Source organism: Paracoccus sp. 08 (genome assembly GCF_024105395.1).
Lineage (GTDB): Bacteria > Pseudomonadota > Alphaproteobacteria > Rhodobacterales > Rhodobacteraceae > Paracoccus > Paracoccus marcusii.
This window is the reverse complement of the sequence record NZ_WEKR01000069.1, coordinates 63,191-89,445: the sequence shown is the minus strand read 5'-3', so window position 1 is coordinate 89,445 and position 26,255 is coordinate 63,191. Positions and strand designations below refer to the sequence as shown.

The following is a 26,255-nucleotide window of genomic DNA, read 5'->3' as shown; positions in this document are numbered from 1 at the left end:
GCTGCGCGCTTCCTCGCCTGACCCCTCGCCCATGTTCTGTGGCACATAGTTCTGCCTTTTTTGCCAGGCAGTCTGCCTCGCGGGCCTGCTAGCTTGACGAAATCTGATGGTCATCGGTCGGCGCAGCATCGACATAAAGAGCCTATCGGTGACGTTAGCAAGTCGATCGACATCAAGAGAACCGCGTGACTTCAAACACATCCATCAGTAGATATGTCTGAGTTTTTTGTTTATTTGCGGCCGCCGAAAGCTGTGCGGCATGACGCGTTGGGAGAGTTGATGGCTAGGGATGGCAAAGCTGTGTTGAACCGCGGCTTGACGGCGGCACGGGAGGCCAAGAAGGACGAGTTCTACACGCGCTATGTGGACATCCAGAAAGAGGTCGAGGCTTATTTAGAGTTTGATCAGGAGACCTTCCGAGACAAGGTCGTCTATTGCAATTGCGATGACCCTTTTGAGAGCAATTTTTTTAAGTATTTCGCGGCGAACTTCAACCGCTTGGGCCTAAGGAAGCTCGTCACGACGAGCCGTAAGGGTTCCACGATTGCCGGTATGCAGCTTACCTTTGATGAATATATCCAAGGAAACCGGACCCCGAAGCGACCGAACGCTGTAGCGGTTGAGATCGAGGAGGTCACGGATCTAAATGGCGATGGCGCTCGGGACATCGAAGATGTTCGTCTGTTCCTAGAGCAGAACCCGCACCGCCGCACGCGGTTGCAGGGCGATGGCGACTTTCGCAGCCCGGAGTGCGTGGCCCTATTGCGCGAGGCGGATATCGTCGTGACGAACCCGCCCTTCTCGCTCTTCAGTGAATACGTCTCCTTGTTGATCCAGAACGACAAGAGGTTTTTGATCATTGGGAATACCAACGCCATCACCTATCAGGACGTCTTTCCCCATGTGATGGCCAACCAGCTCTGGCTCGGTTGCACGAACTTTAATGTCGGCATGTTCTTCGAGGTGCCTGACAGCTATACGAAATTTCACCACATTGACGAGGCGACGGGCAAAAAGATGGCCCGGGTCTCATCCTCCTGCTGGTATACAAACCTCGATCACGGGCGGCGGCACCGGCCGCTAAGCCTCATGACCATGTCGGATAACCTGCGCTACAGCCCAGGTCTTAAGGGCAAAGAAGCATATGACCGATACGACAATTATGACGCTATCGAGGTAGGGACCTACAAGGAGATCCCAAGCGATTTCGATGGAGTGATGGGCGTGCCCGTGACTTTCCTGGACAAATACAATCCTGATCAGTTCGAGATCGTGGGGACGTTAGAATCGAGCAATCCAGACAATCCCTACCGAACGCGCTGGTATACTGTCCAAGACCAGAAGGACTCCTTTTATCGACGCTTCGGCAAGGCGGGCAACATCCCTCTAAACATGTCCGGCGTCATCAATGACGTGAAGGTTTACAAGCGCATTCTGATCCGGCACCGCCGCCCCGCTGAAGGTGACAACTCATGAAGACGACCCTCGAGACTGAGATCACGGTGTCGCAGCTCTGTGACGGCTTTGTCTACAACCAGCTGGAAGGAAAGGGGCTCTTTGGCCTTTCTGGCCAGCTGACGATCCAGCCGGAATACCAGCGCAATTACATCTATGCAGAGAACAATGGAGGGCGCGAGCAGGCGGTGATTCAGTCTCTCCTAAAGGGCTACCCGCTTGGTCTTGTGTATTTTAATAAGATTGCTGAGGGAAAATACGAGGTGCTAGATGGTCAGCAGCGGATCACTAGTATCGGTCGCTTCGTGACGAACAAGTTCGCCATTATGGATGGTGGAAACCCGAAGAATTTCGACAGTCTACCTGCCGACCAGCAGCAGAAGATCCGCGAATCTAAAATGCTGATCTACATCTGTGAGGGCACGGAGACCGAGATCAAGCAATGGTTTGAGACCATCAATATCTCTGGCGTGCCCCTGAAGCCGCAGGAGCTTCTGAACGCGATCTATTCCGGCCCCTTCGTCACGCGTGCTAAGGCTGAGTTCAGCAACAGTCAAAACGCCAACATCCAGAAGTGGTCGAAATACATCAAAGGCAGCGCTAACCGTCAGGACTTCCTAGAGCGCGCCCTGGACTGGGTGAGCCGCAACAATATCGGCGGCTACATGAGTGCGCACCGCATGAGCGACAGCATCGGCGGGCTGAAGAATTACTTCGACAGCGTTATTGATTGGGCGGGAAGCGTCTTCACCAGTGTGGAGAAGGAGATGCAAGGCCTCGAATGGGGCAGGCTCTACGAAACCTACCACACCACCGCCTATGATCCTGCCACCGTGGCAGCCGAGGTCCAGCGCCTTTATGGCGACCCTTTCGTCAAAAACCGCCGCGGCATCTTCGAATATGTCCTAGGTGGGTCACAGGACGCGAAGCTCCTCGATATCCGCGTTTTCGACGAGGCGACAAAACGGTCAGTTTTCGCAACTCAGACCGCAGCCGCAACAGCGGCCGGTAAGTCAAACTGCCCGCACTGCGCGGTCGGACATGACGCGAACAAGAGCCGGATGTGGACATTGACCGAGATGGAAGCCGATCACGTCGCTGCCTGGAGCAAAGGTGGCGGGACGACAGCCGGTAACTGCGAGATGCTCTGTCGGACGCACAATAGGGCGAAGGGCAATAAGTAAAGCTGACCTTCGATCTTGAAATCAGGATGCAAAGCCTCGTCGTGGACGGGGCATTCTCCGTCTGACCTGCTACTGGTCTTTTATCCGGCTGCAACCGGAGCCGGTTAGGCCAATATATTTATGGCTTTCAGCATGGTTTGAGCAATCGCTATTCGCGTCGATGCTGCCTGGCAGTCGAGAGGCTGCTTTTCAAAGATATGGTGATCGCGGGCACCGCGATCGCTGATCCAACGGACAGCCGCGCCTCCGCTTCGCTCTAGCACCGCTGACGATCTTTCATTTTATTTTTCCGCCTGCCATCCGGCCGGCGATCCGAACACGGGCTCTGGTGCCGCTGCGCGTCAGCCTCCACGGAGAAATCCGGTTCCTCCCACGCGCGGGGCGCGCGGGTCCCTCCCAATTTCACCGCTCCGGCCCCGTGTGTCAGATCACCGTCCGGCCGCAGGTCGGGCTGCGCCCACCCTGCTTTGCCCTTCGGATGACATGAGGTCATCCAAAGTGAAAAGCAGCGATGGCTTCGCCACTGGCGGAACAGGAAGGAGCGTCACGACATGTCGGACCGGATCAGCATACGCGCTGGAGATTTGGCTGCGGCCCATCAGAGGCAGACCTTTGTGACAGGAAAGGCAAGCATGCCTTCGCATCAGGGACAGGCCCCACTGATTTCACGCAATTTTCCCCACCGCTGAAGGCAGAACTATCTGCACCCTGCCACCCATTTTGGGCACCGGCCACAGGGCGAAGTCCGGGCCGGGATCGTCGCAAAAGAAGGAAAGCCAAATGGCACTTTTTGAAATCATCACCATGACCGACGACAGCGGCATGAGCCGCGTTGTGACCGATGACCTTGCCGCATGGGTCGATGACATGGGCACCGAAATCACCGGGACCGAGACCCGCGCGAGCCTGCGCACCGAATTGCAGGGCCAGCCCAAGATTGCCGGTTTCCTTGGCCCCTTCTGGGGCGGCCTGTCCCAGACCGGCGATGCCATCATCCGCTATGAGGATGAAGGCACCTATTCGGCACTGAGCCAGTGAGGGAGCCGCAGATGACCCATTTTTCTGTCGTGCAGACCGATATTCACCCCGCCCCCTATGTCGCAGCAACGGGCAGCGCGCGGAGTGCCCAAATCCTGGCCCGCCTTGTGCGGGAGCGTTGCCCCGGAAATGCCTTTGGCATCCGCGAAGGCGCGGCCTTTGGCGGGCCGAAAAGCAATGGTTTCATTCGCGATTGCGCTCGATCCTTGGAGGTTCAGCGGATTGCAGCGAAAGAATTGTTTGCGGAAGCCGACGAGAACCCCGACCAGCTGGTGAAATGGCACGTCTATTTCTACGACGCCGGGACCGGAAAATTCCGCTTCACCGTGAACGCCTATCTGGATCACGATTTGCGCATTCGCGCCAAGTGTGAAGCCGACCCCGAACTGGCCGGGCGCACGGTCGTCTATGGCGATCCGCCCACGATGGAGACGCTTTACCTGATGCTCGATGCCTTTGCGGCAAAGCAGGAGGCAACGGCATGAGCGGGTTTTCCTTCAACGGTTTTGTGGCGGGGGATACCCCCGCCACCTTCACCGACTTTCGCGTGTCGCCGGTCAGGATGATCCGCGAGGGCACGGATGCGGAAGCCATCGAGGTTTGCAGCCCTGCAGGCCGGGCGTTCTGGTCGATCTATGGCGACACCGGCGCAGGCTGGCGGCTTGTCCATGACGCCGAGGCCGACGACGCGGGCCTTGCCCTTGTCGCCCTGTCCCGGAACGCGGCAGCCCGGTTCGAGTATGCCGACCTTGAGACTGTCACTGTCGCCGGGACGCTGGCCGATCTTGCCGACCGTCTGGCCGAACGCATCCACGACGAAATCCCCGGATACGACAACCCGGAAGATTTTCGCGGTGACGACTTCGACGCGCACCCGCTGTCCGAGCTGCGCGAGCAAATCCTTGAAGCCATCGAGAGCGAGGCAGCAGCATGAACACCCGCACCACCTTCAGCGCCGGCGCACTGGTCGCACCGATGAACATCATGAGCATTTGCGCCGCCCGTGAGGCCGCGCTGACACAGATGCAGGACGCCATCGGCACCCTGTCGGACGGCTACAGCCGCGCGCTGGACGCGGCCGAGACGGCCAAGGGCGCGACCGCGGGGCATTCCTGCTATCTGCACTACAGCGACAACGAGGCCGTGAAATCGACCCTGTTTTCCGCCTTTGATCCTGTTGCCGTCCTGGCCCGGTATAAGCGCACCCTCGATGCCGCAATCTGGCTGCGGATCGTTGAGGAAAGCCGCCTCAAGGAAATCATGGACCGCACCGAGCGGGACCAGCTGGACAAGCAGATGGGCGCAGATGACATGCCCGAGCCGACGCTTGAGAACATCCGCGCCACCTTGGAACGCCTGACCCTCGATGCCGACCTGATTTTCATGCGGGGCGTGGCCCGCGCCTTTTCCGAACTGGACCCGGCTTTCAAGAGCCACGACGCGTTCAAGATCGGAAAACGCATGATCTTCACATGGGTTTTTGATGATGGCGGCTATTGGTCCTATTCCGGCAGGGGCGAACAGATGCGGCGCACCCTGGCCGATGTAGAGCGGGTGTTTTCGCAACTGTCCGGCCAGCGCAGCTATGGTGATCTGGAAGGCGCGATCAATGCCGCCCGGCGCGGCGGATGGGGCGCACGTCAAACCGAGATCGAGACCGAGTATTTCACCGCCCGATGCTTCAAGAACGGCAACCTGCACCTGTGGGTGAAGGATGCCGACCTGCTGCGGAAGGTCAATCAGGTCCTGGCAAGCTATTATGGCGAGGTGCTGGCCGATGCCGCAGGGTCCGACGAGCAGCCCGCCGACTTCCGCACTGGCACTGCCGTTGCCAAGGATCTTGCCTTCTACCCGACGCCTGCGGCGACGGTCGAAGAATTGCTTTCTGATCTGACGATCAAGGCGGGCACCCGTGTTCTGGAGCCAAGCGCCGGTATCGGCGCCATCGTCCGGCCTGTCTTGAAGATGGGCGCGACCGTGGACGCAATCGAAATCCACCCGGACCGGGCAGCGGCATTGCGGGGCATGGCCCACCCTGCGCTCAAGGTTCATTGCGCAAATTTCCTGAAGGTCACGCCTGCGCCGGTCTATGACCTGATCCTGATGAACCCGCCGTTTTCAGGCACGCATTTCATGGATCACGTCAAACACGCATGGGACTTCCTTGCGCCGGGCGGCGAGCTGCGCGCGATCCTGCCCGCGTCCGCCGAGGTCGGATCGACCGCCAAGCATGAGCGGTTCCGGGCATGGGCCGCACAGCATTCCCTGCGCGGCCATCGGTGCCACCAGTGGCGCGATCTGCCGCCCGAGAGCTTCGCCAGCGTGGGCGTCCGCATCAATACCGTGGTGCTGACCCTTCAAAAGCGCTAGGTGTAACCTACTCCTTTTTGCGACGGAGAAACTCAGGCCCCGCTTCGGCGGGGCCATTTTTTTTGAACTGCCACGCCCCTCGACCTACAAAAAGCAATGCGCGCAAAAGGCAGGACCGCTGCCGCGAGGCGCATCCGGTTGTCCAGTCGCGCGCCGGGAACGACCTTGGGAGTGAAGGCGCGGGACCGGAGCAGGCTGTAAGCGAGACCATAGGGATCGAGCGTCAGCCTGTGGTCAACCGGATGCGGCTTGCGGCAGCTGCGGCACAGACCAACGGCGACCCTTCCAGGATAGCGAGATCCCCGCGCAGGCGCGGCGATCGAGACGCAGGGGGGATTTGGACAAGCCAAACGCCCCCTGCCCTTGTTGGGCCAGGCGCTGCGCGCCTGTCCGTCAGGGGACCGCCGGTCCCCCACCGCAACAGGAAAATGCTGCACGTCCTGCGGGGCCGTGTCCTCGCCTTCGGCTGCGGGCCGCACCACCCCCCTTGTCCGTTTGATTTTCCCATTGCGGCGGTTCCCCCCCTGCCCTCGGCCGGGAGCAAGGGTTCAGGAGAGGGGCGCGCTGCGCGCTTCCTCGCCTGACCCCTCGCCCATTTTGGGCACCGGCCACAGGGCGAAGTCCGGGCCGGGATCGTCGCAAAAGAAGGAACGCCAAATGGCTAAATCGTTCGACCTCTACCAGCACGTCACCGACAGCATCATTGCCAGCATCGAGGCGGGCACCCCGGCATGGCGCAAGCCTTGGACCGGCGAAAAGGGCGGCGCACCGTTCCCGCTGCGCAGCAACGGCGAACCCTATTCCGGCATCAATGTCCTGATGCTGTGGCTTGCTGCTGACGCCAAGGGCTATCGCGCCCCGTTCTGGTTCACCTATCGCCAAGCGCAAGAAGCAGGCGGACAGGTCCGCAAGGGCGAAAAATGCGCCACGGTTGTCAAATATGGGACGTTTGAGCGCGAGGACAAAGAGACAGGAGAGGAACGCCGCCTGCCCTACCTGAAATCTTACAGCGTGTTTAACGCCGAGCAGATCGAGGGGCTGGCCCCGGAATACTATGGCAGCCCCGCCGAGGCCGCGCGTGACCTTGGGACCGAGGCCGACCCGGCGCTTGATGCTTTCTTTGCAGGGATCGGGGTGGAAATCCGCACGACCGATGACCCGCGAGCCTACTACAGCCCCGCCGCCGACTTCATCCACATGCCGCCGATTGCCACGTTTCACGATGCGGCGGGCTATTATGGGACGCTGGCCCACGAGGAAATCCACGCCACAGGCCATAGCACCCGCCTTGACCGTTTTTCCCGCTTTAATGACCGCAAAGGGCATGCGTTCGAGGAAATGGTGGCGGAATTGGGAAATGCCATGCTTTGCGCAAAGCTTGGCCTTACGCCTGATTTTGGGCAGTCCGGCGCATATATCAAGAGCTGGTTGCGCGCGTTGAACGACGACAAACGTCTGATCTTCAAAGCCGCCAGCGAGGCCCAGAAAGCCGTTGACCTGTTGACCAAGCGCCAGCACGACGAAGAAGAAAGGGCGGCCGCGTGAGCGGCCCCCTGCCCGAGCTGTCGTGCCGCAAATGCGGCACGACCAATCCCCCGGTCTATCTGGCCCCTGTCACGGTCGGGGGAGCCGGAACCTGCATCTGCATTGGTTGCGCGGAGGCGCGCGGTTGGCTGGACCGGGATGGAAACGTGAAGCCGGGGATTGCGCTATGACCTGAAAATCAACAGCCGCGTTGGCGAAAGGTGGCAGCTTCGCCGCCAGCGCGCCCGCCCGAGGCTTCGCCTTACATCGCAGCGCGGCAAGCCGCGCCACATGATCCTGGTGCGTTTCACGCAGACGCCGCCTGACGGCGGCTTTGGGCGGCGGCTGCGCCGCCGCGGGTGCATGGGCAAAGGTGCCGCTTTACAGGATGGATTTGACCACAGCCCACTCGCGTCCCTTCGCTCTATGGGGGCCGTTCCGTTCGCGGTCTGCAAGCCCGTGGCCACAAGATGGGCCACGGGTGGACAAATCCGGCTCAGGTCTGGGGCGTAGACCCTCTAAGTTCATCGAAGACTTTCCGCTGTTCCTCGCTTGAAAGATCAGCAAGTAATCGCGTTGCCAGTCTCGCCCTGCCTCGCACTCCAAGTCCGGATCGCAGTAGTTTCCGGCCAATGACGAGAAAATAGGTTTGCAGTTCATCATAGGATGCAGCGTCAGCCCAATTGCGCGCTTCATCGTCAATGTTCTGATCCACCAACGAAGGTGGTCCGGCGCGAAATTCTTCAAGCAGGGAAACCATCACCATTTGCGCGTCTGGCCACTCACAGTCAGAAACCGCATCAAGCAATTTCCGCATCTGATACTTGCGTTCAAACAGTTCAGCTTCGGTAGAGCTGCCGTCCCCATTTTCATCTGTTGAAGATCTATGATTTGTCATGACCAGCCTCGGCAACGGGGGATGGCAAAAATTGCGCAGTGACAATGCGTTGTTATATCGTTCGGTATTTTCCTTACTCAGCAGCGCCACAGGCAGTCGGAAACGGTGTTCCTGTATCGAGACGATACACATTATCACCAGTAGCCAGCTCAAAACGTGAAGAGCTTCGCAGTCCGTGGATCAGTGTTGACCAACTTTCAGGATCATCCATCAGCACACTGCCTGACGAGACGTCGAACGTGTATGCAGCTTCTGCTGTCCGCAATGCCACGCTGCCTTCTACATCGCCTTGGCCTGTTTCAAATCGGGCTGAATAAATTGGCGGAATGAACGCCCCATCAGGGTCGCAGACAATTTTGATACTAATACCAGAGGTCGCATAATCGTAGATTTCAAGTCCACGAAAGTCAGTGGTTTTTTCCCAAGCCATTGCAGGGCTAACGAAACCAGCTGCTACGACAAACAGCATCGGGAGAGTATGTTTCATTCTGAAAATTCCTTGATGGCGTTATCAAGATGTGAAAACCACGCGGGTTCGACCTGGCCTAGCAGCAGACTTGCCCTTGAAGCACTTTTGCCGCCGCGCACTTGGGATTCAATGGCGTTGATGACTTCATGTTCAACGGTAGGTCTGATGTAGTAAGACAGTCTTGCAGGACCACTCGGCTCCGAGACTTGCGGAATATAACGCGCTTCAAAACGCACATCAGGCATTCCGCGATAGGCAGTCCGAAAGACATTACCCAAGTCGACACCGGCAGCTTCCAGTCTACTCAGAGGTTCGACATGTCGATTGAGAACGCGAAGTCTGAGGGAAATGCTCTTGATGTTTTTGGGTCGACCGCGCGGAGGTAGACGCAAATCAACTTTCCCTGCCGCATCTGGCGTCCTGTCATACTTTGAGGAGCTGTCAACCTTCACCCCTGGTTCATCGTCCGGTTTGTCGATGGTCTGTTGCACCACGGGTTCCTGCAAGGGCATGCCCTCTCCCGTCAGCACCTCTTGGTGGAGCGGATTTTCTATCTTGCTTTCATGGCTATTTGTTTCACTGGTTGTCCCGTGCGGTGACTGAGGCTGAATAGATGGCCGCCGCTTTTTCTCAAAAGCGTCAAGCGCGTCGGGTTTCAGGGTCGTATAATCTGACCTGTCGCGAACAGGTCTGACGACCTTATCAAAGCCGGTTGCGTCCTCACGGGTCACTTTGATTCTGTTACGCGCCATTTGCTGCACTCATTTTACGTTCTTCGACAATGCAGTTGCCAAGCAGGATGGCCAATGCCATGGCCGCCTCGAAATGACGCAGTTTCATTTTCGATGATGCGTCCGACTTGCCTCTCAGGTCTTCGATTATTTTTCCCAAGGTTCCTCGCTCTTCTATCTCTTGATAAATTTGCTTCTCCGGGACCATGACGTCTAAGGGGTCGAATTTCTCGATGATTTCGTAATGGCGTTCGAGTTCCCGGACGCCGACCCCATCAGGCTTTGGCGTCCCTTTCACATGCGTCAATAGCTTTGGGTTGACCCTGGACATCACGACATGAAGCGGCGGTATATCGTCCGGGTCTTCGGCGCGGGCTTTCAGGTCCGTATACCACTCGACAGTTTCCTGGGTTCTATCCCCATCGGCCTTTGCATTCAGGCAGGGGATGATCAGGGCGTCGGCCACACTTGCAAGATCTACCCCAAAGTCCACGCCCTCACCTTTCGTATCGATGATGATGAACCTGACTTTGTTGTCGAACTCCTCGACCAGATCGAACAAGTCCCGGTCCTTGGATACGGTGCGAACAATGAGGTTATCATCCGCAAGATTGTTCTTTTTGCTTACGTCCCACCAAGTCGAAATGTCCTGGTTCGGGTCGAGGTCGATCACCAGGCATTTATGGTTGGCATAGGTCACTGCGGATGAAAGCAGTTTGACGATTGTGGATTTCCCAGCACCGCCCTTCTTGCTCATCAATCCTATCACGATGGCCATTTTTCTACTCCTTCCGCATCTGACGGATGCTTTTGCGGCGATGCTGACATGAGGTTCGTGTCGGATCAAGTGTGACCTGATTTATAACCTGATAAATAATCTGATGTGTGGCCTGATTTGTGACAAAACTTGTGACCTGATATATGATGTGCCTTATGATGTAACGTATGACCTGATGTGTGATATAAAGTGTGACCTGATGTGTGACCTGATGTGTGACCTGATGTGTGATGTGGCCTATAACCTGATTTGTAGTGTGATGTATGATGTGATTTGTGATCTGATTTGTGATCATATTTGTGATTAGTCAGCGGGTGCCGCCTGCCTAGAATCCGCCAGCTTTACCGTCTGCGCACTCACGATGGCTTTGCAGAAGGGCAGCGGCAGCTAAGAGGCTCTGTGCGGGCCTCTGAGGGCTTGTAAGGCTACTTCTGGTTCCCTTGGGCCTAACGTGCCCTTTCGCCCCCTCAGCGCCTCTCTCCGCGCCTCTGGGGCTGTCCCTCGGCTGCATGCTTCGCTGCACCCTCGGTCCAGGCACCGGCGACGAGCCGCCGGTAAATTGAATTCCACCCTCGCCCAAAAGCCGAATTCCTTGACAGTCTTCGTCTTTTGGGCGAGGGTGGAATGGTTGATTGGCAAGAAATGCAACCGTAATTTTTTACACTTTGGACATGGCCGGAAGAACGAAGAAGATCACGCCCGCCGACGAGAAAAAGATCGTCGCATCCGTCCGTGCTGGCGTGCCTGTGGCCGTGCTGGCGAAGACCTATGACGTGACGCGGCCGACCATCTACCGGGCCATTCGCAGCTTCCACGACAAGGCCAAAGTCTCCGACACGAACACCGCGCCCGTGTCCTTCACGGTGAACCGGGACAGCCTTCTGGCCTTCGATGCTTTCACGGGACGGCTTGGTTTGAAGAGCCGGGCAGACGCCTTGCGCCGGGTCTGTTGCGTTCCTGCCGGGTTTCTGGAGCCTGATCCGGACCTGGCCGATGCCCTGCGCGACGTGGCGCGGGAGCTATCGGCCATCGGGCGGAACGTGAACCAGCTGGTCGCCACCAAGAATTACGAGGTTCGGCGGGGCGAGAAGCTGAAGCTGAGCAAGCCGCAACAGCAGGTTCTTGCCGATCTTCTGGATCACATCGACCTTGTGTCCACCCAGGTCCGCGAGATGGAAGGCAAGCGGGCCTCGGAGACGTTCCGCCGTTTTGTGGCCGGGATGAAGGGGGCGGAAGATGGGACGGACTAGCGCCGTTGCCGGTGTTTCCACCCGGCTTTTCGAGGACGGTTGGGACCGGATCAAGGGCGGCCGTCAGCTTGCCGGTGCCCGGCAGATGGCGCGTGCGGCTCAAGGGGCATCGCCTGCGTTCTTCAAGATGATCCGCACCGGGGGCTGTGCCTCGAAGGGGCAGCTATCAGCGCAGTTCAGCTACCTGTTCAGCAAGAGCGTGGATGTGCATGATTCACGCGGCCTTCTGGACGGCGAGAAGCGCCTGACGCCGGAGCAGATCGAGCGGGCCGTGGCGCGCTGGACCGACGATTGGCAGGGCCAGTTGAACGCGGCCCGGACGAGCCACATGGTCATGTCGTTTCCGCGCAATGCCAAGTCCCAGCATGTCAGCATGATTGCCGGGGAAATCTGCAAGGAGAAGCTGGGCGGGCGGTTCGATTACATGATCGCCGTCCACACCGACAGCCCGAACAAGAACCCGCACGCCCATATCATCGTCAATCGGCGGGGCAGGGAGCCGGGGGATTATTTTACGCTCCGGCAAGGCACCGAATACACCTACCAGGCCTTCAAGGAGGCGATGGTGGATCATGCCGCCCGCTACGGCATCCAGCTTGAGGCCACGACGCGTTTGCAGCGTGGTCATATCCAATACCCCCCCACCGATGGCGCGTGGCGGCGGGCACAGGAAAAGGCAGCGACGACAGGCGCTGCCTTCGAGGCCCCTTCGGGGACGCCTCGCGTCGGGGACGCGCTGCGCCGCGCCACCGACGAGGTTCGCGACTGGTCCCTGCGCTACCGCGAATTCGCCAGCTTTGCTTCGCTGAGCAACATGCAGGATCTTGCTACCGCATTTGAGAAGGCATCTGCCGTCCTGTCCCAGGGTGGCGTCATTTTAGCTAAGGGAGACGCTTACATGTCTGTCGAAGAAGACTTTGATAAAGCCGCCGCCGATCTGAGGCGCGCTGTCGATAGCGCGGAGGTTCGCATTGCAGACGCGGCCCCGAACCATCGCCCGGCGATGGAACGCAAGCTGGCCGAGGCGCTGTCCTCGGTGGAGCATCTGCAACCACTCGGTGCCCGGTCGCGCGATCTGAGCGAGACCGCCAGCGAGGAGGGCATCTATTCGGCGCAGAACGTCGAGGGGGTGAACGCCCGCTTTGCAGTCGATGGTCGTTCCAAGCTGGCAATGGCCCTGGACGGAACCGGGATTGATCCGGTCGAGGTCGAGGCCCGGATGCGGCTTGGGGCCAATTCCGCGGCGCTGGAAACCCGTTGGGTCCAGCAGGATTTGCAAAGCGTGGCTGATTTGCGCGGGCTCAATCTGCGCGATGCGGCGCAGCTGGACATGGCCATCGCGGTGGTGGACCACGCCTACGACCGAGTGGCGGCTGACTATGGCGTCGATGACGCCATCCATCAGCGCGCGGCGGCACAGCATGGTTTGGCAATCGAGACGTCCGAGCGTGGTCACGACACTACGGCGCAGATCGAGCGTGCCCGCGTGGCCGATGCCCAGGAGCGGGCGCCGGTCGCATCCATCGGGTCGCGCGATGCCATGATTGCCGATCACAGCGAACTGGCACGCCGGGCCAGCCCTGTCGGTGCCGAGGACGAACGCAAGTTGCGGGAAGCTGTCGAGAAGGCATTGACCCGCGACGAACTGACTGCGCTGAAGAACGGCGATGCGTCGGTTCTGCGTGGCGTCGGCGATAGGCAGGATCAGCTGACTTTGGCGCGCGATTACCTGCGCGCCAGCGACGATCTGGCGGCACGGCAGGGCCTCAGCCGTGTGAACGACGAGTTGTCGGAAGAGCGTGTTCGCGTTCTTCAGGAACGCGGCCATCAAGGAGGCGGTCATGCATAAGCTGCACCTTCTGGGGGGCGTTCTCTTGTTCGCCCTGGTCGCAACCAGCCTCGCCTATGTTGTCGGAACCGGTTATCTCTCATTCCGCTATGGTTTCAACGGCGAGTATCTGGATTGGACCTGGATTGCGACCGGATACTTCGCCCTCAAGAACAACGACCCGCAAGCCTTCCGGATTATCAATCTGATCTGGGGCGGATTTATTATCCTGTCGCTTTTGTTCTCAGCAAAAGTCCTGACTGAGAAACTGACCACCTTCGGTCGTTCGCATTGGCAAAGCCGTCGCGAATTGAGAGCCAACAAGTTTTTCGAGAAGCCGGGGCGCGGTTTTGTGGTCGCAAAAATGGGATCGCCAAAAAGCCGGGCCAAATTCCTGTGTTCGGCATCCTTTCCGCATTGCCTCATGGTGGCGCCGACTGGTTCGGGTAAGGGGATTAACTTCGTTGTCCCGAACCTGCTCCTCTCGACGGGGAGTGCGGTTGTTCTTGATGTGAAGGGCGAGAATTTCGAGCTGACCAGCCGTCATCGCCGGGCGATGGGGGACAAGGTATGGCGCTTTGCGCCGCTGGACTGGGGCAAGCCCAGCCACCGCTACAATCCCCTCGACCGGATCACGGCGCTTCCGGACCCGGACCAGAGGCAGATGGAAATCCGTCTGCTGGCAGAGCTGTTCCTGCAAACCGAAGATGACAGCATGAAGGGCCTGCTGGATGGCGGCATTGATATCTTCGTGGCCTGCGGCATCTTCGCAATGGAGCGCGGCAGGGCGAGCCTGGGCGAGATCTACCGTCTGGCATCGGCAGGGGGCGACAAGCAGAAGCAATACATGGGCTATGCGAACGAGGTGAAAAGCCCTGCCGCGAAGCTGATGCTCGAACGGCTGGCTTCGACCAATGACAATACGCTGACGTCCTATCTGTCGCTCCTAATGACCTCGGGCCTCAGCCTGTGGTCGAACCCTGCAATCGACCGGGCCACGGAAACGAGCGATTTCAGTTTCCGTGATTTTCGCCGCACGCCGCAAACCGCTTATTTCGTGGCCCCGCCGCATGACAAGATCAAGGCACTGGCACCGCTGGTCCGGCTGTTCTTCTCGGACCTGCTATCCAGCCTGCACACCCACGAGCCGGGCAAGGACGAACCTTGGCCGGTGATGATCATGCTGGACGAGTTCGACATGCTCGGTCGCATGCCGATCGTCACGGACAGCATCAAGACGCTGCGGTCCTATGGCGGAAACATGGCCGTCATCACCCAGACCATCCCGGCGCTGGACAAGATCTATGGCGAGGACACCCGCATGTCGCTGCAAGGCGGGGCAGGGGTGAAGATCTACCTGGCACCCGCCGATCCGCGCACCAAGGCGGAACTGTCGGCCGCCGTGGGCAAGACCACGCACCGCGTCACGTCCAAGTCGAAGACCATCGGCAAGGGACCGTTCTCGGGGGTGAACGTCTCGGAGCGGACCGAGGATCGCGATCTGCTGTCGGAAGATGAAGCCGGTCGTCTGGACAAGGATACGGTGATCGTCCTCGCCAACGGCCAGCATCCGATCAAGGCAACCCGGATCAAGTATTTTGAGGACCGGGTGCTGAATCCCATCTTCCAGGCACAGAAGGGACCGTTGCCTGCTCCCGATCCGAAAGACCTAGCCATTCGTGATCTACAAGGCGATCTGGTCAGGACCACTCACAAGTTGGAGGCTCTGTCCAACGAGGTTAAGGAAAGCCGTAAACGGAGCAGAGTGAGGGCGGCACTTGGATCAGCCATTCTCGTATCTCCCGATGAGAGCGGGAAATCTGATGCAACATCAGCGCCAAGCGTTCCAGTCAATGCGCAGCCTGTCATCGTGCGGCGTAGAAAGTCTGCGAATGAAGCGGGGGATGGACCAGCGTTGCAAGTTACGGATGAAACGGTGAACCTGTTGGTCAATACTGTTTCCAATGTAAAAACCATTGTTGCCCAAGACGATGGCAGCATAGCCGTAGAAGCGGCAGAATGACAAAACGGGCGGCCAATGGCCGCCCGTTTCTTTTGGGCCTTAATGGCTTTATTTGATCAGCAGATCATCGACACTGCCGCCCGCGTCCAGATGACCCTTCACCCAACGGGGCTGACGCCCCCGACCAGTCCAGGTCTCGGACGAGTCGTCGGGATTGACATACTTGGGTGCGACAGTCGCTTTGGCGCCTTTGGGAGCCTTCCCACTGCCAAGCAAGTCTTTCAGCGAATAGCCATGCTCCTCGGCCGCCTGCTGCGCCGCCATCATGGCTTTCTCTTTCTTCTTGGATTCAAAGCCGTCGATCTGGCGACCGACAGCCTTGTGAAGATCGCGAAGCTCTTTCAGCGACATATTTTCTAGATCGATATCCATTGCAGTTCCCTTTTCACCCATATCTTGCAGCTTTGTGTCTATATTCGGCATTCCTCGGTGCTACTTAACAAGGATGTGCGAGGAAGGACTGTTGATCAAGGTTGGCTACGGGCGTTACCGCGCTGTTCCGCGGCGAGCCGCTTAACCGGAACGCTGCCGACCGTCAGTCCGAAGATGGGCCGAATAGGCGCACCGCGCTGTCGATGATCAGTTGGGGTCGCGGTTGGTGTAGTTGAGAGCAACCCAGGCGTATCCGACAGGGTTGCGGCGGACATGGCCGATTCCGGGGAACGCCGTATGGAGCATGGCAATCAAGGTCTCATTGCGCGCGAACTCGTCGAATGCTTCAGCGCGGAGCCGCATTAGAACTACGAACCATCACCGCTATCGATGACTTGCCGGACAGTCGGGTTCGCTTCAGGGAGCGCCAGTTCCGAAAAGTGCCGTCGGATATGATCCAGCTTGGGATCGATGTAGCGGCGGCAGAAGGGCCTGCTCGGGTCGGTTCGATAGTAGTTTTGGTAACGCTCGTCCGACGCTCTGAAACCTTTAAACGGGAGGACCAGGGTGTGCACCGCCTTGGCAGACGCGCCGGCGAAGCGGACGATCGCCTGTTCGGCCTCCGGCCGCTGGCTCTCTTCAAAGATGTAGATCGCGCTGCGGTACTTGCTGCGAGGCGAGCGGGCCCTGGCAGCGGAATGCGTTCTGAGATGCACCTCGGACAGCGTCGCCAACGGAATAACCGATGGATCGAAGGTGACGATCACCCCTTCTGACCAGGTATCTGCCGGCGCGTCCGACCGGACAAAGCCCTGGTCGACCTGGGCGACGCCGCGCAACGCCTGGAACACTCCCTCTGTGCACCAATGGCATCCCCCTCCAAAGCCGGCCTTCGCCATCATCACCTCCCACGCCGAGGCGTGAATCCTGACGTAGGTTTGCCCGGCAAAGCGCTAGCGGCTGATTTCGAAGAGGAACCACGCACGGCGCTCAGCCTCGTCCGTCCAGGCATCGATCAGGCCGGACGTCGCATTATCCTTCGCCTTGTCCGCGACGTCCTTTGCGCGGCGAAACGACTCGACCATGTGGAGATTGTCGGCGCGGAGCTCGCCCAGCATGTCCTGCGGTGTCACGAACTCAGCATCATTGTCCTTGATCGTCTGGTGGCGCGCGATATCGCCGATCGATCGAATGGTGGTGTTGCCCGTCTTTCGGGCGCGCTCGGCGATCGCATCGGTGACGGCGAGGATCTCTGCGGCCTGCTCATCAAGAAGCAGGTGATAGTCCCTGAAGTAGGGTCCGGAGACGTGCCAGTGGAAATTTTTTGTCTTCAGGTAAATCGCGTAGCTGTTCGCCAGAATGATCTTCAGAGCGTCGGCGACAGTCATCGCCGCGCATTCGTCAAGATCAGAAGGTGTCGGAAGGGCGGAGGCATTGTTGTTCGTCATCGCTTAGACTTTCTCAATCTGGCTACACGGGATCCAGCACCGATTCCCCCACGGATGGCGATGTATAGAAGATGAATTCATTGCCAGACGAAGTCCAATGGCCGGTGGCTATAGTTTCGATACCTTTGAGCGACATGCGCAGTCTTGGGGGGCCGGGCGTCGCAGGCGGACCGGTCGGCCGGGACCTCCACCTGCCCGTCAGGGGGCCGGTCGGAAATCCAGCACGAACGCGACGACCTTTTCGGCGGACATCTCGCACGGCTTCAGCAATGTTCTATCTGATGTAACGCGATAGAGGTTGAAGCTGACAATGTCGGTCCCGGCCAACTCCCTGGCGAACAGGCTGTTGCGACGTCCGTCACCGGATCGCCGGACAGTCACGCCGAAACGCCGGCCTTCGTAGGCGCCTTCGCTGTATCCCTCGGGAAGCTCCGCGAAGGCGGCATCGAACTCGGCATGCTCCATCTCAATCCAGTCGTCTTGATTCGACAGAAGCCCAAGGGTCCGAGGCCCTCGGCGCCAGTCCGCGGAGAAGGTCCGGGGCGGAGCCCTGTAGCCGACGCGGCCTGGGATGGGCGGAAAAGCCGTCCCGCGGGCGCTTGCACATGGCGCTGAGGCCGCCACCTGTCCGCCTGCTACGCAACCTCCACGCCTTTCCAGAAGGCGATATGATCCCGGATGCCCTCGGCGCCTGGCGTCGGATCTGGATAGGTCCAGGCTGCGTTCACGTTGAGCGCGTCTCCCACACGCACATGGAAGTAGCGCGCGGTGCCCTTGATCGGGCAGACGGACGTGTGCGGGCTCATCTCAAGCAGGCCAAAATCGACTGCCGACGGTGGGAAGTAGTGGTTTCCCTCGACGACGACCGTCTCGTTGCTTGTGGCGATGGTGGCGTCATTCCAGATAGCTGAGACCAACGGACTCTCCTTTCGTATTCATCAACCGGCACGGGGCTTGCGGGCTGTCTGCCCCAAGGCCGCACCCCCTCAGATGGCGGGCGGCGTGCGCCCCAGGAGTTTGTCGAGTTCGCCTCTGACATCGAGCTCGAAAAGCTCGTCGGAGCCACCGACATGCGTGCCGTTGATGAAGATCTGCGGCACGGTGTTTCGACCCGACGCTTCCGTCATGGCCTGCCGGTGAACCGGATCCGCCTCGATATCGAGTTCCTTCCATTGCACGCCCTTCTCCTCGAGGAGCATCTTCGCCCGGCGGCAGAACGGGCATCAGTTCGTGATGTACAGCAGCACATCAGTTGTCATATCGCGTCTCCGACAGTTGGAAGCGGATCGCTGTCATGGCGTTGATCTACCGTCAGCCGCGTTCGAGGAGGGCGACTGTGCCTTGACCGCCGTCGGCGCAGATGCTGACGATTGCGCGCGATCCGGGCGGCATGGCCCAAAGTTCCTTCACCGCCTGGCTGAGGTCGCGCGCGCCTGTAGCGCCGAACGGATGACCCAGGGCGACCGAGCCTCCATTGGGATTGACGCGGTCCCAGTCAAAATCGCCCATAGCCGCCTGGACACCGGCTGTCGCGCGCACCCACTCCCGATCGGTGATGGCCGCGACGTTCGCCAGGACCTGGGCTGCAAAGGCTTCGTGGATTTCCCAGAGTGCGATGTCGGAGAAGCTGAGTTGATGCCGCGCGAGCAGGCGCGGAATGCCATAGGAGGGCGCCATCAGCAGGCCCTCGGTGTGGAGATCGACGGCAGAGATCTCGTAGTCGACGAGCCGCGCGTAGGGGGTGCCCGCCGGGAGTCTCGCCACACCGGCTTCGGTAGCGACCCAACACCCGGCGGCTCCATCCGTAATCGGTGAGCTGTTGCCGGCGGTCAGGGTTCCCCTCCCGCTGTCGCGATCGAAGGCGGGCTTGAGTGCGGCCAGCCGTTCGGGCGACGTATCGGCGCGCGGGTTCGCATCGCGCGCCAGCTCAGGCAGCGAAATCACGAGATCGTCGAAGAAGCCACGTTCCCAACCAGCGACTGCCCGCTGGTGGCTCTTGAGCGCCCAATCATCCTGCGCGACGCGCGAGACCCGCCAAGCCTTGGCGGTCTCCTCCATATGATCACCCATCGTCCTTCCGGTGATCCGGTTTGCCCAGCCCTTTGTGGGGAGCACGTAGTCTCGTGGAGTCAGAGACTGGAGGGCGGCAAGCGCGGCGGTCGCATCCTGCGCAAAGAGGTCGGTGAGCCGCTTCGATGCATCGGCCGTCAGGGCGATTGACGGCCGGCTCATGACTTCGGACCCGCCGACCATGGTGAGGTCGGTTCCTCCGCCCAGCATCCCTGCCGCAGCGAAGGTCGCCGTCATGCTGGTCGAGCATGCCAGGACGACGGAGAACGCCGGAACAGTCGGATTGAGCTTGGCATCAAGCCAGGTTTCGCGAGCAATATTGCTCCAGCCCAAATTCGGGATCACGGTTCCCCAGACGAGGAGATCAGGCTCCGCCTGCGCCGCCATCGCCTGCACGACAGGCACGGACAGAGAGATGGCATCGTAGGCAGCCAACGCGCCTCCGCCGCGGCCGAAAGGCGTCCGAAGGCCAGCGGCAATGAAGACGGGTTCGGCAAAGCGGCTCATGATGATCTCCAAAATTAATCCGTGGGCTGCACGTCCACGATCGGCGGGACGCGAAGTAGCTTGCGCCGCTAGCCGCCGTAGCGCTCGGTTTTGACAATGGAGGGGTCCAGGCCGGCCAGCAGCGCGCCCTCGGTCGCGATGTTGACGAAACCGTTGGACCCGCAAACGAATACTTGTGTGGGCTTTCGGTGAAGCCGGGCCAGAACTTCTTGGACCATCACGCCGTCGATCCGTCGCGCAAAGTCCGATGCGCGGATCGGGTTCTCGCGCGTAATTGCCAGCGCCAAGGCGAATGCCGGATCGCTGCATTCGATGGAATGAAGCTCTTTTGAGAAGAGAACGTCTTCAGCGGTTCGTGCGGACAGGAGCAGCGCTGTCGGCACGACCTGGGCTAGTGCGCGGCGCTGCCGGATCATCGCCATCAACGGCACGAGGCCGGAGCCTGCCCCGATCAACAGCACTGGGTCTATGGCAGGTTCAGGCCATAGGAAATGGCCGCCGAGCGGACCACGAAGCTCGATTTCGTCGCCGATCGCCGCGACATCGTGGAAGAACGGCGAAACTTCGCCATCCGGCAGGCGCTCGATAGCGAGCTCGACCGTCGGGAACGAGATTGCCGAAGACGCAATCGAGTAACTCCGCATCGCACTGTAGCCACCGGGCGCGGTCAGCCGGACATCGACGTGCTGCCCTGCGATGTGCGCGAACGGTTTGCTCAACCGAAGGAAGAAGCTCTTGATACTCGGGGTTTGCTGGACGATTTCGTCGATCACGCATGACTGCCACGCGATTTGCGCGCCGTTTTCAGTCATTGGTGTATCGCTGCTCGCGCCACGGATCGCCATAGATGTGATAGCCGCGCAGCTCCCAGAAGCCCGCCTCGTCACGCGTTGTGAATTGCAGCGCGTTCACCCATTTGGCGGACTTCCAGAAGTAAAGGTGCGGAACCAGAAGACGCGCCGGCCCTCCATGATCGCGGGGAAGCGGCTTGCCCGCATAGTTGAGGGCGACCATCGCTTTCCCGGAGAGCAGATCCGCCAGCGGGACGTTTGTCGAGTAATTATCGTAGCAGTGCGCCAAGACGAAATCGGTGGGCCGATCGAGCCCTGCATCTGCAAGGATGTCTTCGATGAGTACGCCCTCCCAGGCGGTATCCAGCTTGGACCAGGACGTGACGCAGTGAATGTCTCGGGTCATCTTGGTCTTCGGTAGGGCGTTGAACTCGCTCCAGTTCCACACTTTGACGGGCTTCGGACCGATCTTGACGGTGAATTTCCAATCGGAGGGCTCCACGCTCGGCGTTGGCCCGGCCGTCAGAACAGGGAAATTCTCCACGAGATGCTGACCCGGCGGAATCCGATCGGACTGGTCGCCGCCTGGACCGCGGCCTGTGAAACCTCTGGTGACCATAGCGAAACCCCCTTGCTTGTCACGACAGACCAGAACCTGATTCAGTTCAGAATTCTGTAAAAGATCTTTGCGCGCACAACCGCCGAACGAGCCAATTCACTGAAAATCAGAATACCGGATTCTCTATTAGCGTAGAGAAAAGTGTTGGACCATTTTGAGTCGTGGTTGTGCGTGAAGACTATAGCGTCAGTCCAGTATGATTTCCCAATACCCTGTAGCTATAGTTTCGATAGCTTCGAATCGGCATTGCAGGCGTATCCCCGTCAGCGGATTTCGAGCGGACGCCGTCGCTTGCCAACGTTGGTGTGAGACCGGCGGGCGAGATCGCCCCTGCCAACGCGACCGCTGAGAGGTCGACTCCTCAACCGCTTGGGCGCTTATCGCCTCCATCCGGATGCTCACCCGCCGAACAGCAATAAACCGCTATTTTCGATAAACTTCTGAATCCGGCTCCGAGGTATGGAAACTATGTCGTACCGCTATTGGATATGTTGCGCGCATACCTTCATAGTCTGACACGCGAAATCTTTAAATCCTGAGTATATTTCGGAAGAAATTTCGATCTGATCGATAAGACTTCAGGATACAGCAAGCTGGAGACACCGATGAAAGCCGTTGGTTACAAGGTTCCGGGACCCATCGCCGAGGACGCCTCTCTGGTCGACATTGATCTGCCTCGGCCTGTCGCTGAAGGAGGCGATATCCTGGTTGAGGTGAAGGCTGTCTCGGTCAACCCGGTCGACTACAAAATCCGCAGCAGCACGCCGCCCGCTGATGGCGATTGGAAAGTGCTGGGATGGGATGCGGCCGGGATCGTGCAAGAGGTCGGCCCCGACGTGACGCAGTTCGCGGTAGGCGACGAGGTCTATTATGCCGGATCGCTCATAAGGCCTGGCACCAATGCGGAGTTCCATCTCGTCGACGCCCGGATCGTCGGTCGTAAACCCGCGTCGCTCGACTGGGCGGAAGCGGCGGCGCTGCCACTCACGACGTTGACGGCCTGGGAAGCCATGTTCGATCGCCTGGACGTGACGAAGCCCGTTCCCGGGGCGGCGGCGGCGATCCTCATCATCGGTGGTGCGGGTGGGGTCGGGTCGATCGCCATCCAGATCGCTCGACAGCGCACGGATCTCATCGTCATCTCCACCGCCTCTCGGCCGGAAACCCAGGAGTGGGTTAAAGGGCTTGGGGCTCATCATGTCATCGACCACTCTCGGCCGCTCGCGCCACAGATTGCCGAGCTCAACATCGGCGCTCCCGCTTTCGTGTTCTCGACCACGCATACCGAGCAGCATGCATCCGACATCGCCGAACTGATCGCCCCGCAAGGACGGTTCGGATTCATCGACGATCCCAAGGCGCTCGACGTCATGCTGTTCAAGCGCAAGGCAGTGTCGATCCACCACGAGCTGATGTTCACACGGTCGCTCTACGGCACGCCCGACATGGATGAGCAGGGCAAGATCCTCAATTCGCTGGCGGTGCTGGTGGACGACGGCAAAATTCGCACGACGCTAACCGAAAAATTGTCGCCAATTAATGCCGCCAATCTGAAGACGGTGCACGCACTGATCGAAAGTGGCGCGGCAAGAGGCAAGATTGTCCTCGAAGGCTTCTGATGACTGCCACCGCCGAACGTCTTTTCTAACCTCAAGAACGCCGGACGGATTACGCCACGGTGAAGGAAATTTCATGACGAAATCCATTGCCACCGCCTCGATCAACCGCGAAACCGCCGTCGCCCTCATCGACGCGGCGATCGCCGCGGCACGTACAATCGGCATCCCGGCTGCGGTCGCCGTCGTCGACGCCACCGGTAACCTGCGCGCGTTCGAGCGCACTGATGACGCGCCGTTTCTCACCGTCGATGTTGCCATCGACAAGGCTTGGAGTTCCGCCTCGTTTGGGTACCCGACCCATGTCTGGAACGACTATGTTTCGAACGATCCAAAAGTGGCGCCGCTGGCCTATCGCCCCCGGATGGTCGCTGTCGGCGGAGGCTATCCGATCCTGGAAGACGGGAAGTTGATCGGCGGGATCGGCATCTCCGGAGGCAACTATCAGCAGGATCAGGATGCGTGCGTCGAGGCACTCACGAAAATCGGGTTCGAGCTGCCAGCCTGACGACTTTAAGGCCATCGCCAGCGGCGGTGGCCTGCAGATGCGACCTTATGAAAGACTTTAAGATGGAAGCGTTCGTCGTCTTCACCCGCGAAGAAACCACCGATCCGGAAGAACTCGCAACCTATTCTGCAGGCGTCGGCCCATCGTTCGATGGCCACGACGTAACCTTTCTCGCCGCTTATGGCGCGATGGAGCATTTGGAGGGGCCGCCCGTCGAAGGGGCCGTAATTTTGCGGTTCCCGACGATGCAGGCCGCCCGTGATTGGTATCATAGCCCCGCCTACCAAACCATCGCTGCGCACCGTTTTGCCGGTTCCCGCTATCGCGCCTTTGTCATTGAGGGGCGGCGGTGACACACCGACGGAAGAACGGCGGGGCTGGCCACGAGGTATCGGTCGGCGAACTCGCATCCTACAACCTGTAGGGGATCAAGGCGGTGAGGTTCGCGTGCCATCGCCACACGCGACCACTCATCGGACTTCTGCATCGGAATTGGAGGATCAGATGAGCGTCGACGAACGACAAGCCCCCGAGCTGCGGGTGCAGAGATGGATTGGCGCGGATGGAGAAAGCATCGCGCCGCTCAAGCTGTCGGATCTCGGCACCGGCCCGAAAGTCCTCTTCGCCTTCCAGCACTGGTGCCGTGGCTGCCATTTGCATGGATTTCCGACGCTACAAAGGTTGCATGGTGCATTGAGCGCCAAGGGCGTGGGCTTCGCGGTGATCCAGACCGTCTTCGAAGGAGCGGATGAGAACACCTTCGAGAAGCTGCGCGTGAACCAGCTCAAGTATGCGCTTCCTGTCGCGTTCGGTCAGGACGAGCCACCTGCCGGCGCGACGCTTCCCACCTTCATGGAGGACTACCGCACGCGGGGAACGCCCTGGTTCTCCGTGATGGACGCTGGCGGCCGCATCGTATTCTCGGACTTCCATCTCGACGCCGATCAGCTCGTGAAGGGACTGGAGCTGGTGTAACCGATGCGGCGCTGGGTCATCCTGATTGCCACCCATCTCGCGATGCTCGCCATGGGCTTCGCGGGCGGTGTCTACACGCTGCCGATCCTGACCGCCCCCCAGGCCCCGGACGCGGCGGCCTTGCGGACCATCTCAGCCGAGACGCTCTACGCAGGGCGTCTGGCCCGCGATCTCAAAGGCAGCGACCTGCTTCACTGGGGGGAAGGCGAGATCCGGGTCTCGCGCGACCGTATCGCCCATATCGGGCGCCTCGCCCCTGGTCCCGACTACAAGCTCTACCTCGCACCACGTTTCGTCGACACGAAGGAGGCCTTTCTCCTAATCAAGGACAGATCAGTCCGCGTGGGCGATGTGAAGACGTTCAACGGCTTCATCGTCGAGGTGCCTGCCGGCATCGATGTCCGTGACTACAACACGGTCGTCATCTGGTGCGAAGCATTCGACCAGTTCATCAGTGCGGCAGAGTATCAACCCTCAAGTCAGGCCCGAGAACGAGCCCGGCGATGGATACCATGAGGTCGGCGGGCAAGCGCGGCCTCGTTCTCGCGCCGGTGGCGGCGCTGCTGCTGAGCGTCGCCGCTCTGCTGCTGGGCAATGGCCTGCTGAGCACGCTCCTGATCGTGAGAGCCGGCCATGAGGGGTTCTCGACCGGCGCGATCAGCGCGATGATGTCCTTCTATTTCGCGGGTTTCACGATCGGCGCGCTCGTGTTGCCACCGATCATCGTCTCCGTGGGACATGTCAGAACCTTCGCCGGCTTCGCGGCCATTGCCTCGATGACCGCCCTTCTCCATGTGGCGTTCGTGGAGCCGATCGCCTGGATGCCGCTTCGCCTGATTACCGGCTTCGCCTACGCGGGCATGATCCTCGCAACGGAGAGTTGGCTCAACGCCCACGCATTGCCATCCACACGCGGGCAGCTCCTGTCGATATTCGGAGTTGTCTCTATGGGCTCATGGGCAATCGGGCAGGCGTTACTCAACATCGCACCGCCCGCCGACGTGACATTGTTCCTCATCGTGTCGCTGCTGATATCAGCGGCGGTGGTTCCGATCACCTTGCTGCCCAGTCATCCGCCGGCCCAGGTGGAACAGGAATGGGTCGCGTTCAGGGACCTCGTCCTCGTATCACCTCTCGCTGCGGCTGGCGCTTTCCTGGCCGGCCTGGCTATCGGTGGTTTCTGGGGCATGGGCGCGAACTTCGCCCAGAGCATCGGCCTCGATGTGGGCGGTATCTCCGCCTTCATGGCTGCGGTTCTTGGTGGAACGCTCGCCTTCCATTGGCCACTCGGTTGGCTTTCGGATCGAGTGCCCCGGAATCTTGTCATCGCCGGTGCGGCGCTGGCGTCCGCAGCGTCTGCCATCGGCGTAGCGTTGGCGGTGGAAGCGCCTCTGCCGCTGCTCCTTGCGGCAGGTGCGCTGTTCGGCGGCTTTGGCATCCCGATTTATTCGTTGTGTCTCGCCGTCGCAAACGACGATCTTCCGGCCGGTCGGCTACTCGGCACCGCGCGCGGGCTTCTGTTGCTCAACGGGATCGGGACAGCCGCTGGCCCCCTAATAGGAGCAGCTGCAATGAATATCGTCGGCCCTGGCGGCCTGTTCCTTTATGCGGCGGCGTTGCTCACGCTCCTGGCAGTGCTGGCCATCGCCCGCAGGCAGCCGAGGCGCGCCAACCAGGCCAAGGCGGCCCCCCGTTCTCCGAGCACGCCGATGATAACCGGATCTCTCGATACGATGATATGCATGGAGAAGCGGGCGCAGGGCGTGCGGGATTAGCGCGGCACGGCGCCTGCACGAACCGC

At 59.9% G+C, this 26,255-nt stretch carries 28 protein-coding genes and 1 pseudogene; 16 read left to right on the top strand and 13 right to left on the bottom strand.

The features are described from left to right. The first annotated feature begins 279 nt into the window (after positions 1–279). The 7 genes from GBO37_RS17955 (at position 280) to GBO37_RS17925 (ending at position 7,592) form a co-directional block, all read left to right on the top strand. On the top strand, positions 280–1,476 hold the full coding sequence (locus GBO37_RS17955) for an adenine-specific methyltransferase EcoRI family protein (RefSeq protein ID WP_045983959.1): 1,197 nt from the start codon (positions 280–282) through the stop codon (positions 1,474–1,476). Next, positions 1,473–2,639 (top strand): DUF262 domain-containing protein, encoded by a 1,167-nt coding sequence (locus GBO37_RS17950; RefSeq protein WP_045983956.1) that lies wholly within the window; start codon positions 1,473–1,475, stop codon positions 2,637–2,639. Before GBO37_RS17955 ends, GBO37_RS17950 begins: the two co-directional genes overlap by 4 nt. A gap of 780 nt (positions 2,640–3,419) precedes the next feature. Then, entirely contained in the window at positions 3,420–3,677 is a 258-nt protein-coding gene (locus GBO37_RS17945; protein WP_045983957.1) for a hypothetical protein, read from the top strand. Next, entirely contained in the window at positions 3,674–4,162 is a 489-nt protein-coding gene (locus tag GBO37_RS17940) for a hypothetical protein (protein ID WP_252930271.1), read from the top strand. Before GBO37_RS17945 ends, GBO37_RS17940 begins: the two co-directional genes overlap by 4 nt. Continuing rightward, a complete protein-coding gene (locus tag GBO37_RS17935) occupies positions 4,159–4,611 on the top strand; it encodes a hypothetical protein (protein ID WP_252930270.1) in 453 nt (150 codons plus the stop codon). The genes GBO37_RS17940 and GBO37_RS17935 overlap by 4 nt, the downstream gene beginning before the upstream one ends. Further along, complete coding sequence (locus GBO37_RS17930) at positions 4,608–6,047, top strand: DUF4942 domain-containing protein (RefSeq protein WP_252930269.1); 1,440 nt, start codon at positions 4,608–4,610, stop codon at positions 6,045–6,047. Before GBO37_RS17935 ends, GBO37_RS17930 begins: the two co-directional genes overlap by 4 nt. 657 nt (positions 6,048–6,704) lie before the next feature. Continuing rightward, entirely contained in the window at positions 6,705–7,592 is an 888-nt protein-coding gene (locus GBO37_RS17925; RefSeq protein WP_252930267.1) for an ArdC family protein, read from the top strand. A 475-nt stretch (positions 7,593–8,067) separates the two neighbouring features. Here the strand turns inward: GBO37_RS17925 and GBO37_RS17920 are convergent, their stop codons facing one another. The 4 genes from GBO37_RS17920 to GBO37_RS17905 all read right to left on the bottom strand — a co-directional run bounded on the left by GBO37_RS17920 (position 8,068) and on the right by GBO37_RS17905 (position 10,447). Continuing rightward, on the bottom strand, positions 8,068–8,469 hold the full coding sequence (locus GBO37_RS17920) for a hypothetical protein (protein WP_252930266.1): 402 nt from the start codon (positions 8,467–8,469) through the stop codon (positions 8,068–8,070). A 73-nt stretch (positions 8,470–8,542) separates the two neighbouring features. Next, positions 8,543–8,956: a hypothetical protein gene (locus GBO37_RS17915; RefSeq protein ID WP_252930264.1), complete on the bottom strand. Its 414-nt coding sequence runs from the start codon at positions 8,954–8,956 to the stop codon at positions 8,543–8,545. Further along, positions 8,953–9,690, bottom strand: coding sequence for a hypothetical protein (locus GBO37_RS17910; protein ID WP_252930262.1), 738 nt, complete (start codon positions 9,688–9,690; stop codon positions 8,953–8,955). Before GBO37_RS17910 ends, GBO37_RS17915 begins: the two co-directional genes overlap by 4 nt. Beyond that, positions 9,680–10,447 carry a ParA family protein gene (locus tag GBO37_RS17905; protein ID WP_252930261.1) on the bottom strand — a complete coding sequence of 256 codons (768 nt, stop codon included), beginning with the start codon at positions 10,445–10,447 and terminating at the stop codon, positions 9,680–9,682. Before GBO37_RS17905 ends, GBO37_RS17910 begins: the two co-directional genes overlap by 11 nt. A gap of 665 nt (positions 10,448–11,112) precedes the next feature. Here GBO37_RS17905 and GBO37_RS17900 point away from each other — a divergent pair. Genes GBO37_RS17900 through GBO37_RS17890 form a run of 3 tightly spaced genes read left to right on the top strand, consistent with a single transcriptional unit; the run spans position 11,113 to position 15,548 of the window. Further along, on the top strand, positions 11,113–11,697 hold the full coding sequence (locus tag GBO37_RS17900) for a helix-turn-helix domain-containing protein (protein WP_252930260.1): 585 nt from the start codon (positions 11,113–11,115) through the stop codon (positions 11,695–11,697). Beyond that, entirely contained in the window at positions 11,684–13,546 is a 1,863-nt protein-coding gene (locus GBO37_RS17895; protein ID WP_252930259.1) for a relaxase/mobilization nuclease domain-containing protein, read from the top strand. The genes GBO37_RS17900 and GBO37_RS17895 overlap by 14 nt, the downstream gene beginning before the upstream one ends. Then, the gene (locus GBO37_RS17890; RefSeq protein WP_252930257.1) at positions 13,539–15,548 is read left to right on the top strand and encodes a type IV secretory system conjugative DNA transfer family protein; all 2,010 of its coding nucleotides are present in this window, start codon (positions 13,539–13,541) and stop codon (positions 15,546–15,548) included. Before GBO37_RS17895 ends, GBO37_RS17890 begins: the two co-directional genes overlap by 8 nt. A 48-nt stretch (positions 15,549–15,596) precedes the next feature. Here GBO37_RS17890 and GBO37_RS17885 read toward each other — a convergent pair whose 3' ends face one another. From GBO37_RS17885 to GBO37_RS17845, 9 genes and pseudogenes are all read right to left on the bottom strand, one after another. Further along, entirely contained in the window at positions 15,597–15,920 is a 324-nt protein-coding gene (locus GBO37_RS17885) for an H-NS family nucleoid-associated regulatory protein (RefSeq protein ID WP_252930256.1), read from the bottom strand. Between the two features lie 368 nt (positions 15,921–16,288). Continuing rightward, entirely contained in the window at positions 16,289–16,822 is a 534-nt protein-coding gene (locus GBO37_RS17880; protein WP_103243975.1) for a peptide-methionine (S)-S-oxide reductase, read from the bottom strand. A gap of 51 nt (positions 16,823–16,873) precedes the next feature. Next, entirely contained in the window at positions 16,874–17,368 is a 495-nt protein-coding gene (locus GBO37_RS17875; RefSeq protein WP_018429639.1) for a Dps family protein, read from the bottom strand. A gap of 198 nt (positions 17,369–17,566) precedes the next feature. After that, entirely contained in the window at positions 17,567–17,833 is a 267-nt protein-coding gene (locus tag GBO37_RS17870; RefSeq protein WP_103243974.1) for a hypothetical protein, read from the bottom strand. A gap of 170 nt (positions 17,834–18,003) precedes the next feature. Beyond that, a complete protein-coding gene (locus tag GBO37_RS17865; protein ID WP_046092728.1) occupies positions 18,004–18,285 on the bottom strand; it encodes a DUF427 domain-containing protein in 282 nt (93 codons plus the stop codon). Positions 18,286–18,354: 69 nt separating this feature from the next. Further along, a pseudogene (locus GBO37_RS17860) lies at positions 18,355–18,579 on the bottom strand (glutaredoxin domain-containing protein); the annotation flags it as partial. A 100-nt stretch (positions 18,580–18,679) separates the two neighbouring features. Continuing rightward, positions 18,680–19,957: a thiolase family protein gene (locus GBO37_RS17855; protein ID WP_198427195.1), complete on the bottom strand. Its 1,278-nt coding sequence runs from the start codon at positions 19,955–19,957 to the stop codon at positions 18,680–18,682. A 56-nt stretch (positions 19,958–20,013) separates the two neighbouring features. Then, the gene (locus GBO37_RS17850) at positions 20,014–20,718 is read right to left on the bottom strand and encodes a ferredoxin reductase (RefSeq protein ID WP_252930255.1); all 705 of its coding nucleotides are present in this window, start codon (positions 20,716–20,718) and stop codon (positions 20,014–20,016) included. 31 nt (positions 20,719–20,749) lie between these two features. Next, the gene (locus GBO37_RS17845) at positions 20,750–21,355 is read right to left on the bottom strand and encodes a sulfite oxidase-like oxidoreductase (RefSeq protein WP_033982388.1); all 606 of its coding nucleotides are present in this window, start codon (positions 21,353–21,355) and stop codon (positions 20,750–20,752) included. Positions 21,356–21,960: 605 nt separating this feature from the next. Between GBO37_RS17845 and GBO37_RS17840 the strand changes: the two genes are divergently transcribed. The 6 genes from GBO37_RS17840 (at position 21,961) to GBO37_RS17815 (ending at position 26,229) form a co-directional block, all read left to right on the top strand. Next, positions 21,961–22,974, top strand: coding sequence for a zinc-binding alcohol dehydrogenase family protein (locus GBO37_RS17840; protein WP_066117801.1), 1,014 nt, complete (start codon positions 21,961–21,963; stop codon positions 22,972–22,974). Positions 22,975–23,047: 73 nt separating this feature from the next. Then, on the top strand, positions 23,048–23,479 hold the full coding sequence (locus tag GBO37_RS17835) for a heme-binding protein (protein ID WP_004357630.1): 432 nt from the start codon (positions 23,048–23,050) through the stop codon (positions 23,477–23,479). A gap of 62 nt (positions 23,480–23,541) precedes the next feature. After that, complete coding sequence (locus GBO37_RS17830) at positions 23,542–23,832, top strand: DUF1330 domain-containing protein (protein ID WP_011191344.1); 291 nt, start codon at positions 23,542–23,544, stop codon at positions 23,830–23,832. 151 nt (positions 23,833–23,983) lie between these two features. After that, positions 23,984–24,454, top strand: coding sequence for a hypothetical protein (locus tag GBO37_RS17825; protein ID WP_011191345.1), 471 nt, complete (start codon positions 23,984–23,986; stop codon positions 24,452–24,454). A gap of 3 nt (positions 24,455–24,457) precedes the next feature. Then, the gene (locus GBO37_RS17820; protein WP_004357637.1) at positions 24,458–24,970 is read left to right on the top strand and encodes a DM13 domain-containing protein; all 513 of its coding nucleotides are present in this window, start codon (positions 24,458–24,460) and stop codon (positions 24,968–24,970) included. Beyond that, positions 24,958–26,229, top strand: coding sequence for an MFS transporter (locus GBO37_RS17815; RefSeq protein WP_103827477.1), 1,272 nt, complete (start codon positions 24,958–24,960; stop codon positions 26,227–26,229). Before GBO37_RS17820 ends, GBO37_RS17815 begins: the two co-directional genes overlap by 13 nt. Positions 26,230–26,255: the final 26 nt, after the last annotated feature.

Bases quoted from the DNA above. Each gene is read 5' to 3' on its own strand.
- GBO37_RS17955 (WP_045983959.1), top strand. From the start codon at position 280: ATGGCTAGGGATGGCAAAGCTGTGTTGAACCGCGGCTTGACGGCGGCA.
- GBO37_RS17950 (WP_045983956.1), top strand. From the start codon at position 1,473: ATGAAGACGACCCTCGAGACTGAGATCACGGTGTCGCAGCTCTGTGAC.
- GBO37_RS17945 (WP_045983957.1), top strand. From the start codon at position 3,420: ATGGCACTTTTTGAAATCATCACCATGACCGACGACAGCGGCATGAGC.
- GBO37_RS17935 (WP_252930270.1), top strand. From the start codon at position 4,159: ATGAGCGGGTTTTCCTTCAACGGTTTTGTGGCGGGGGATACCCCCGCC.
- GBO37_RS17930 (WP_252930269.1), top strand. From the start codon at position 4,608: ATGAACACCCGCACCACCTTCAGCGCCGGCGCACTGGTCGCACCGATG.
- GBO37_RS17925 (WP_252930267.1), top strand. From the start codon at position 6,705: ATGGCTAAATCGTTCGACCTCTACCAGCACGTCACCGACAGCATCATT.
- GBO37_RS17920 (WP_252930266.1), bottom strand. From the start codon at position 8,469: ATGACAAATCATAGATCTTCAACAGATGAAAATGGGGACGGCAGCTCT.
- GBO37_RS17915 (WP_252930264.1), bottom strand. From the start codon at position 8,956: ATGAAACATACTCTCCCGATGCTGTTTGTCGTAGCAGCTGGTTTCGTT.
- GBO37_RS17910 (WP_252930262.1), bottom strand. From the start codon at position 9,690: ATGGCGCGTAACAGAATCAAAGTGACCCGTGAGGACGCAACCGGCTTT.
- GBO37_RS17905 (WP_252930261.1), bottom strand. From the start codon at position 10,447: ATGGCCATCGTGATAGGATTGATGAGCAAGAAGGGCGGTGCTGGGAAA.
- GBO37_RS17895 (WP_252930259.1), top strand. From the start codon at position 11,684: ATGGGACGGACTAGCGCCGTTGCCGGTGTTTCCACCCGGCTTTTCGAG.
- GBO37_RS17890 (WP_252930257.1), top strand. From the start codon at position 13,539: ATGCATAAGCTGCACCTTCTGGGGGGCGTTCTCTTGTTCGCCCTGGTC.
- GBO37_RS17885 (WP_252930256.1), bottom strand. From the start codon at position 15,920: ATGGATATCGATCTAGAAAATATGTCGCTGAAAGAGCTTCGCGATCTT.
- GBO37_RS17880 (WP_103243975.1), bottom strand. From the start codon at position 16,822: ATGATGGCGAAGGCCGGCTTTGGAGGGGGATGCCATTGGTGCACAGAG.
- GBO37_RS17875 (WP_018429639.1), bottom strand. From the start codon at position 17,368: ATGACGAACAACAATGCCTCCGCCCTTCCGACACCTTCTGATCTTGAC.
- GBO37_RS17870 (WP_103243974.1), bottom strand. From the start codon at position 17,833: ATGGAGCATGCCGAGTTCGATGCCGCCTTCGCGGAGCTTCCCGAGGGA.
- GBO37_RS17845 (WP_033982388.1), bottom strand. From the start codon at position 21,355: ATGGTCACCAGAGGTTTCACAGGCCGCGGTCCAGGCGGCGACCAGTCC.
- GBO37_RS17840 (WP_066117801.1), top strand. From the start codon at position 21,961: ATGAAAGCCGTTGGTTACAAGGTTCCGGGACCCATCGCCGAGGACGCC.
- GBO37_RS17835 (WP_004357630.1), top strand. From the start codon at position 23,048: ATGACGAAATCCATTGCCACCGCCTCGATCAACCGCGAAACCGCCGTC.
- GBO37_RS17830 (WP_011191344.1), top strand. From the start codon at position 23,542: ATGGAAGCGTTCGTCGTCTTCACCCGCGAAGAAACCACCGATCCGGAA.
- GBO37_RS17825 (WP_011191345.1), top strand. From the start codon at position 23,984: ATGAGCGTCGACGAACGACAAGCCCCCGAGCTGCGGGTGCAGAGATGG.
- GBO37_RS17820 (WP_004357637.1), top strand. From the start codon at position 24,458: ATGCGGCGCTGGGTCATCCTGATTGCCACCCATCTCGCGATGCTCGCC.
- GBO37_RS17815 (WP_103827477.1), top strand. From the start codon at position 24,958: ATGGATACCATGAGGTCGGCGGGCAAGCGCGGCCTCGTTCTCGCGCCG.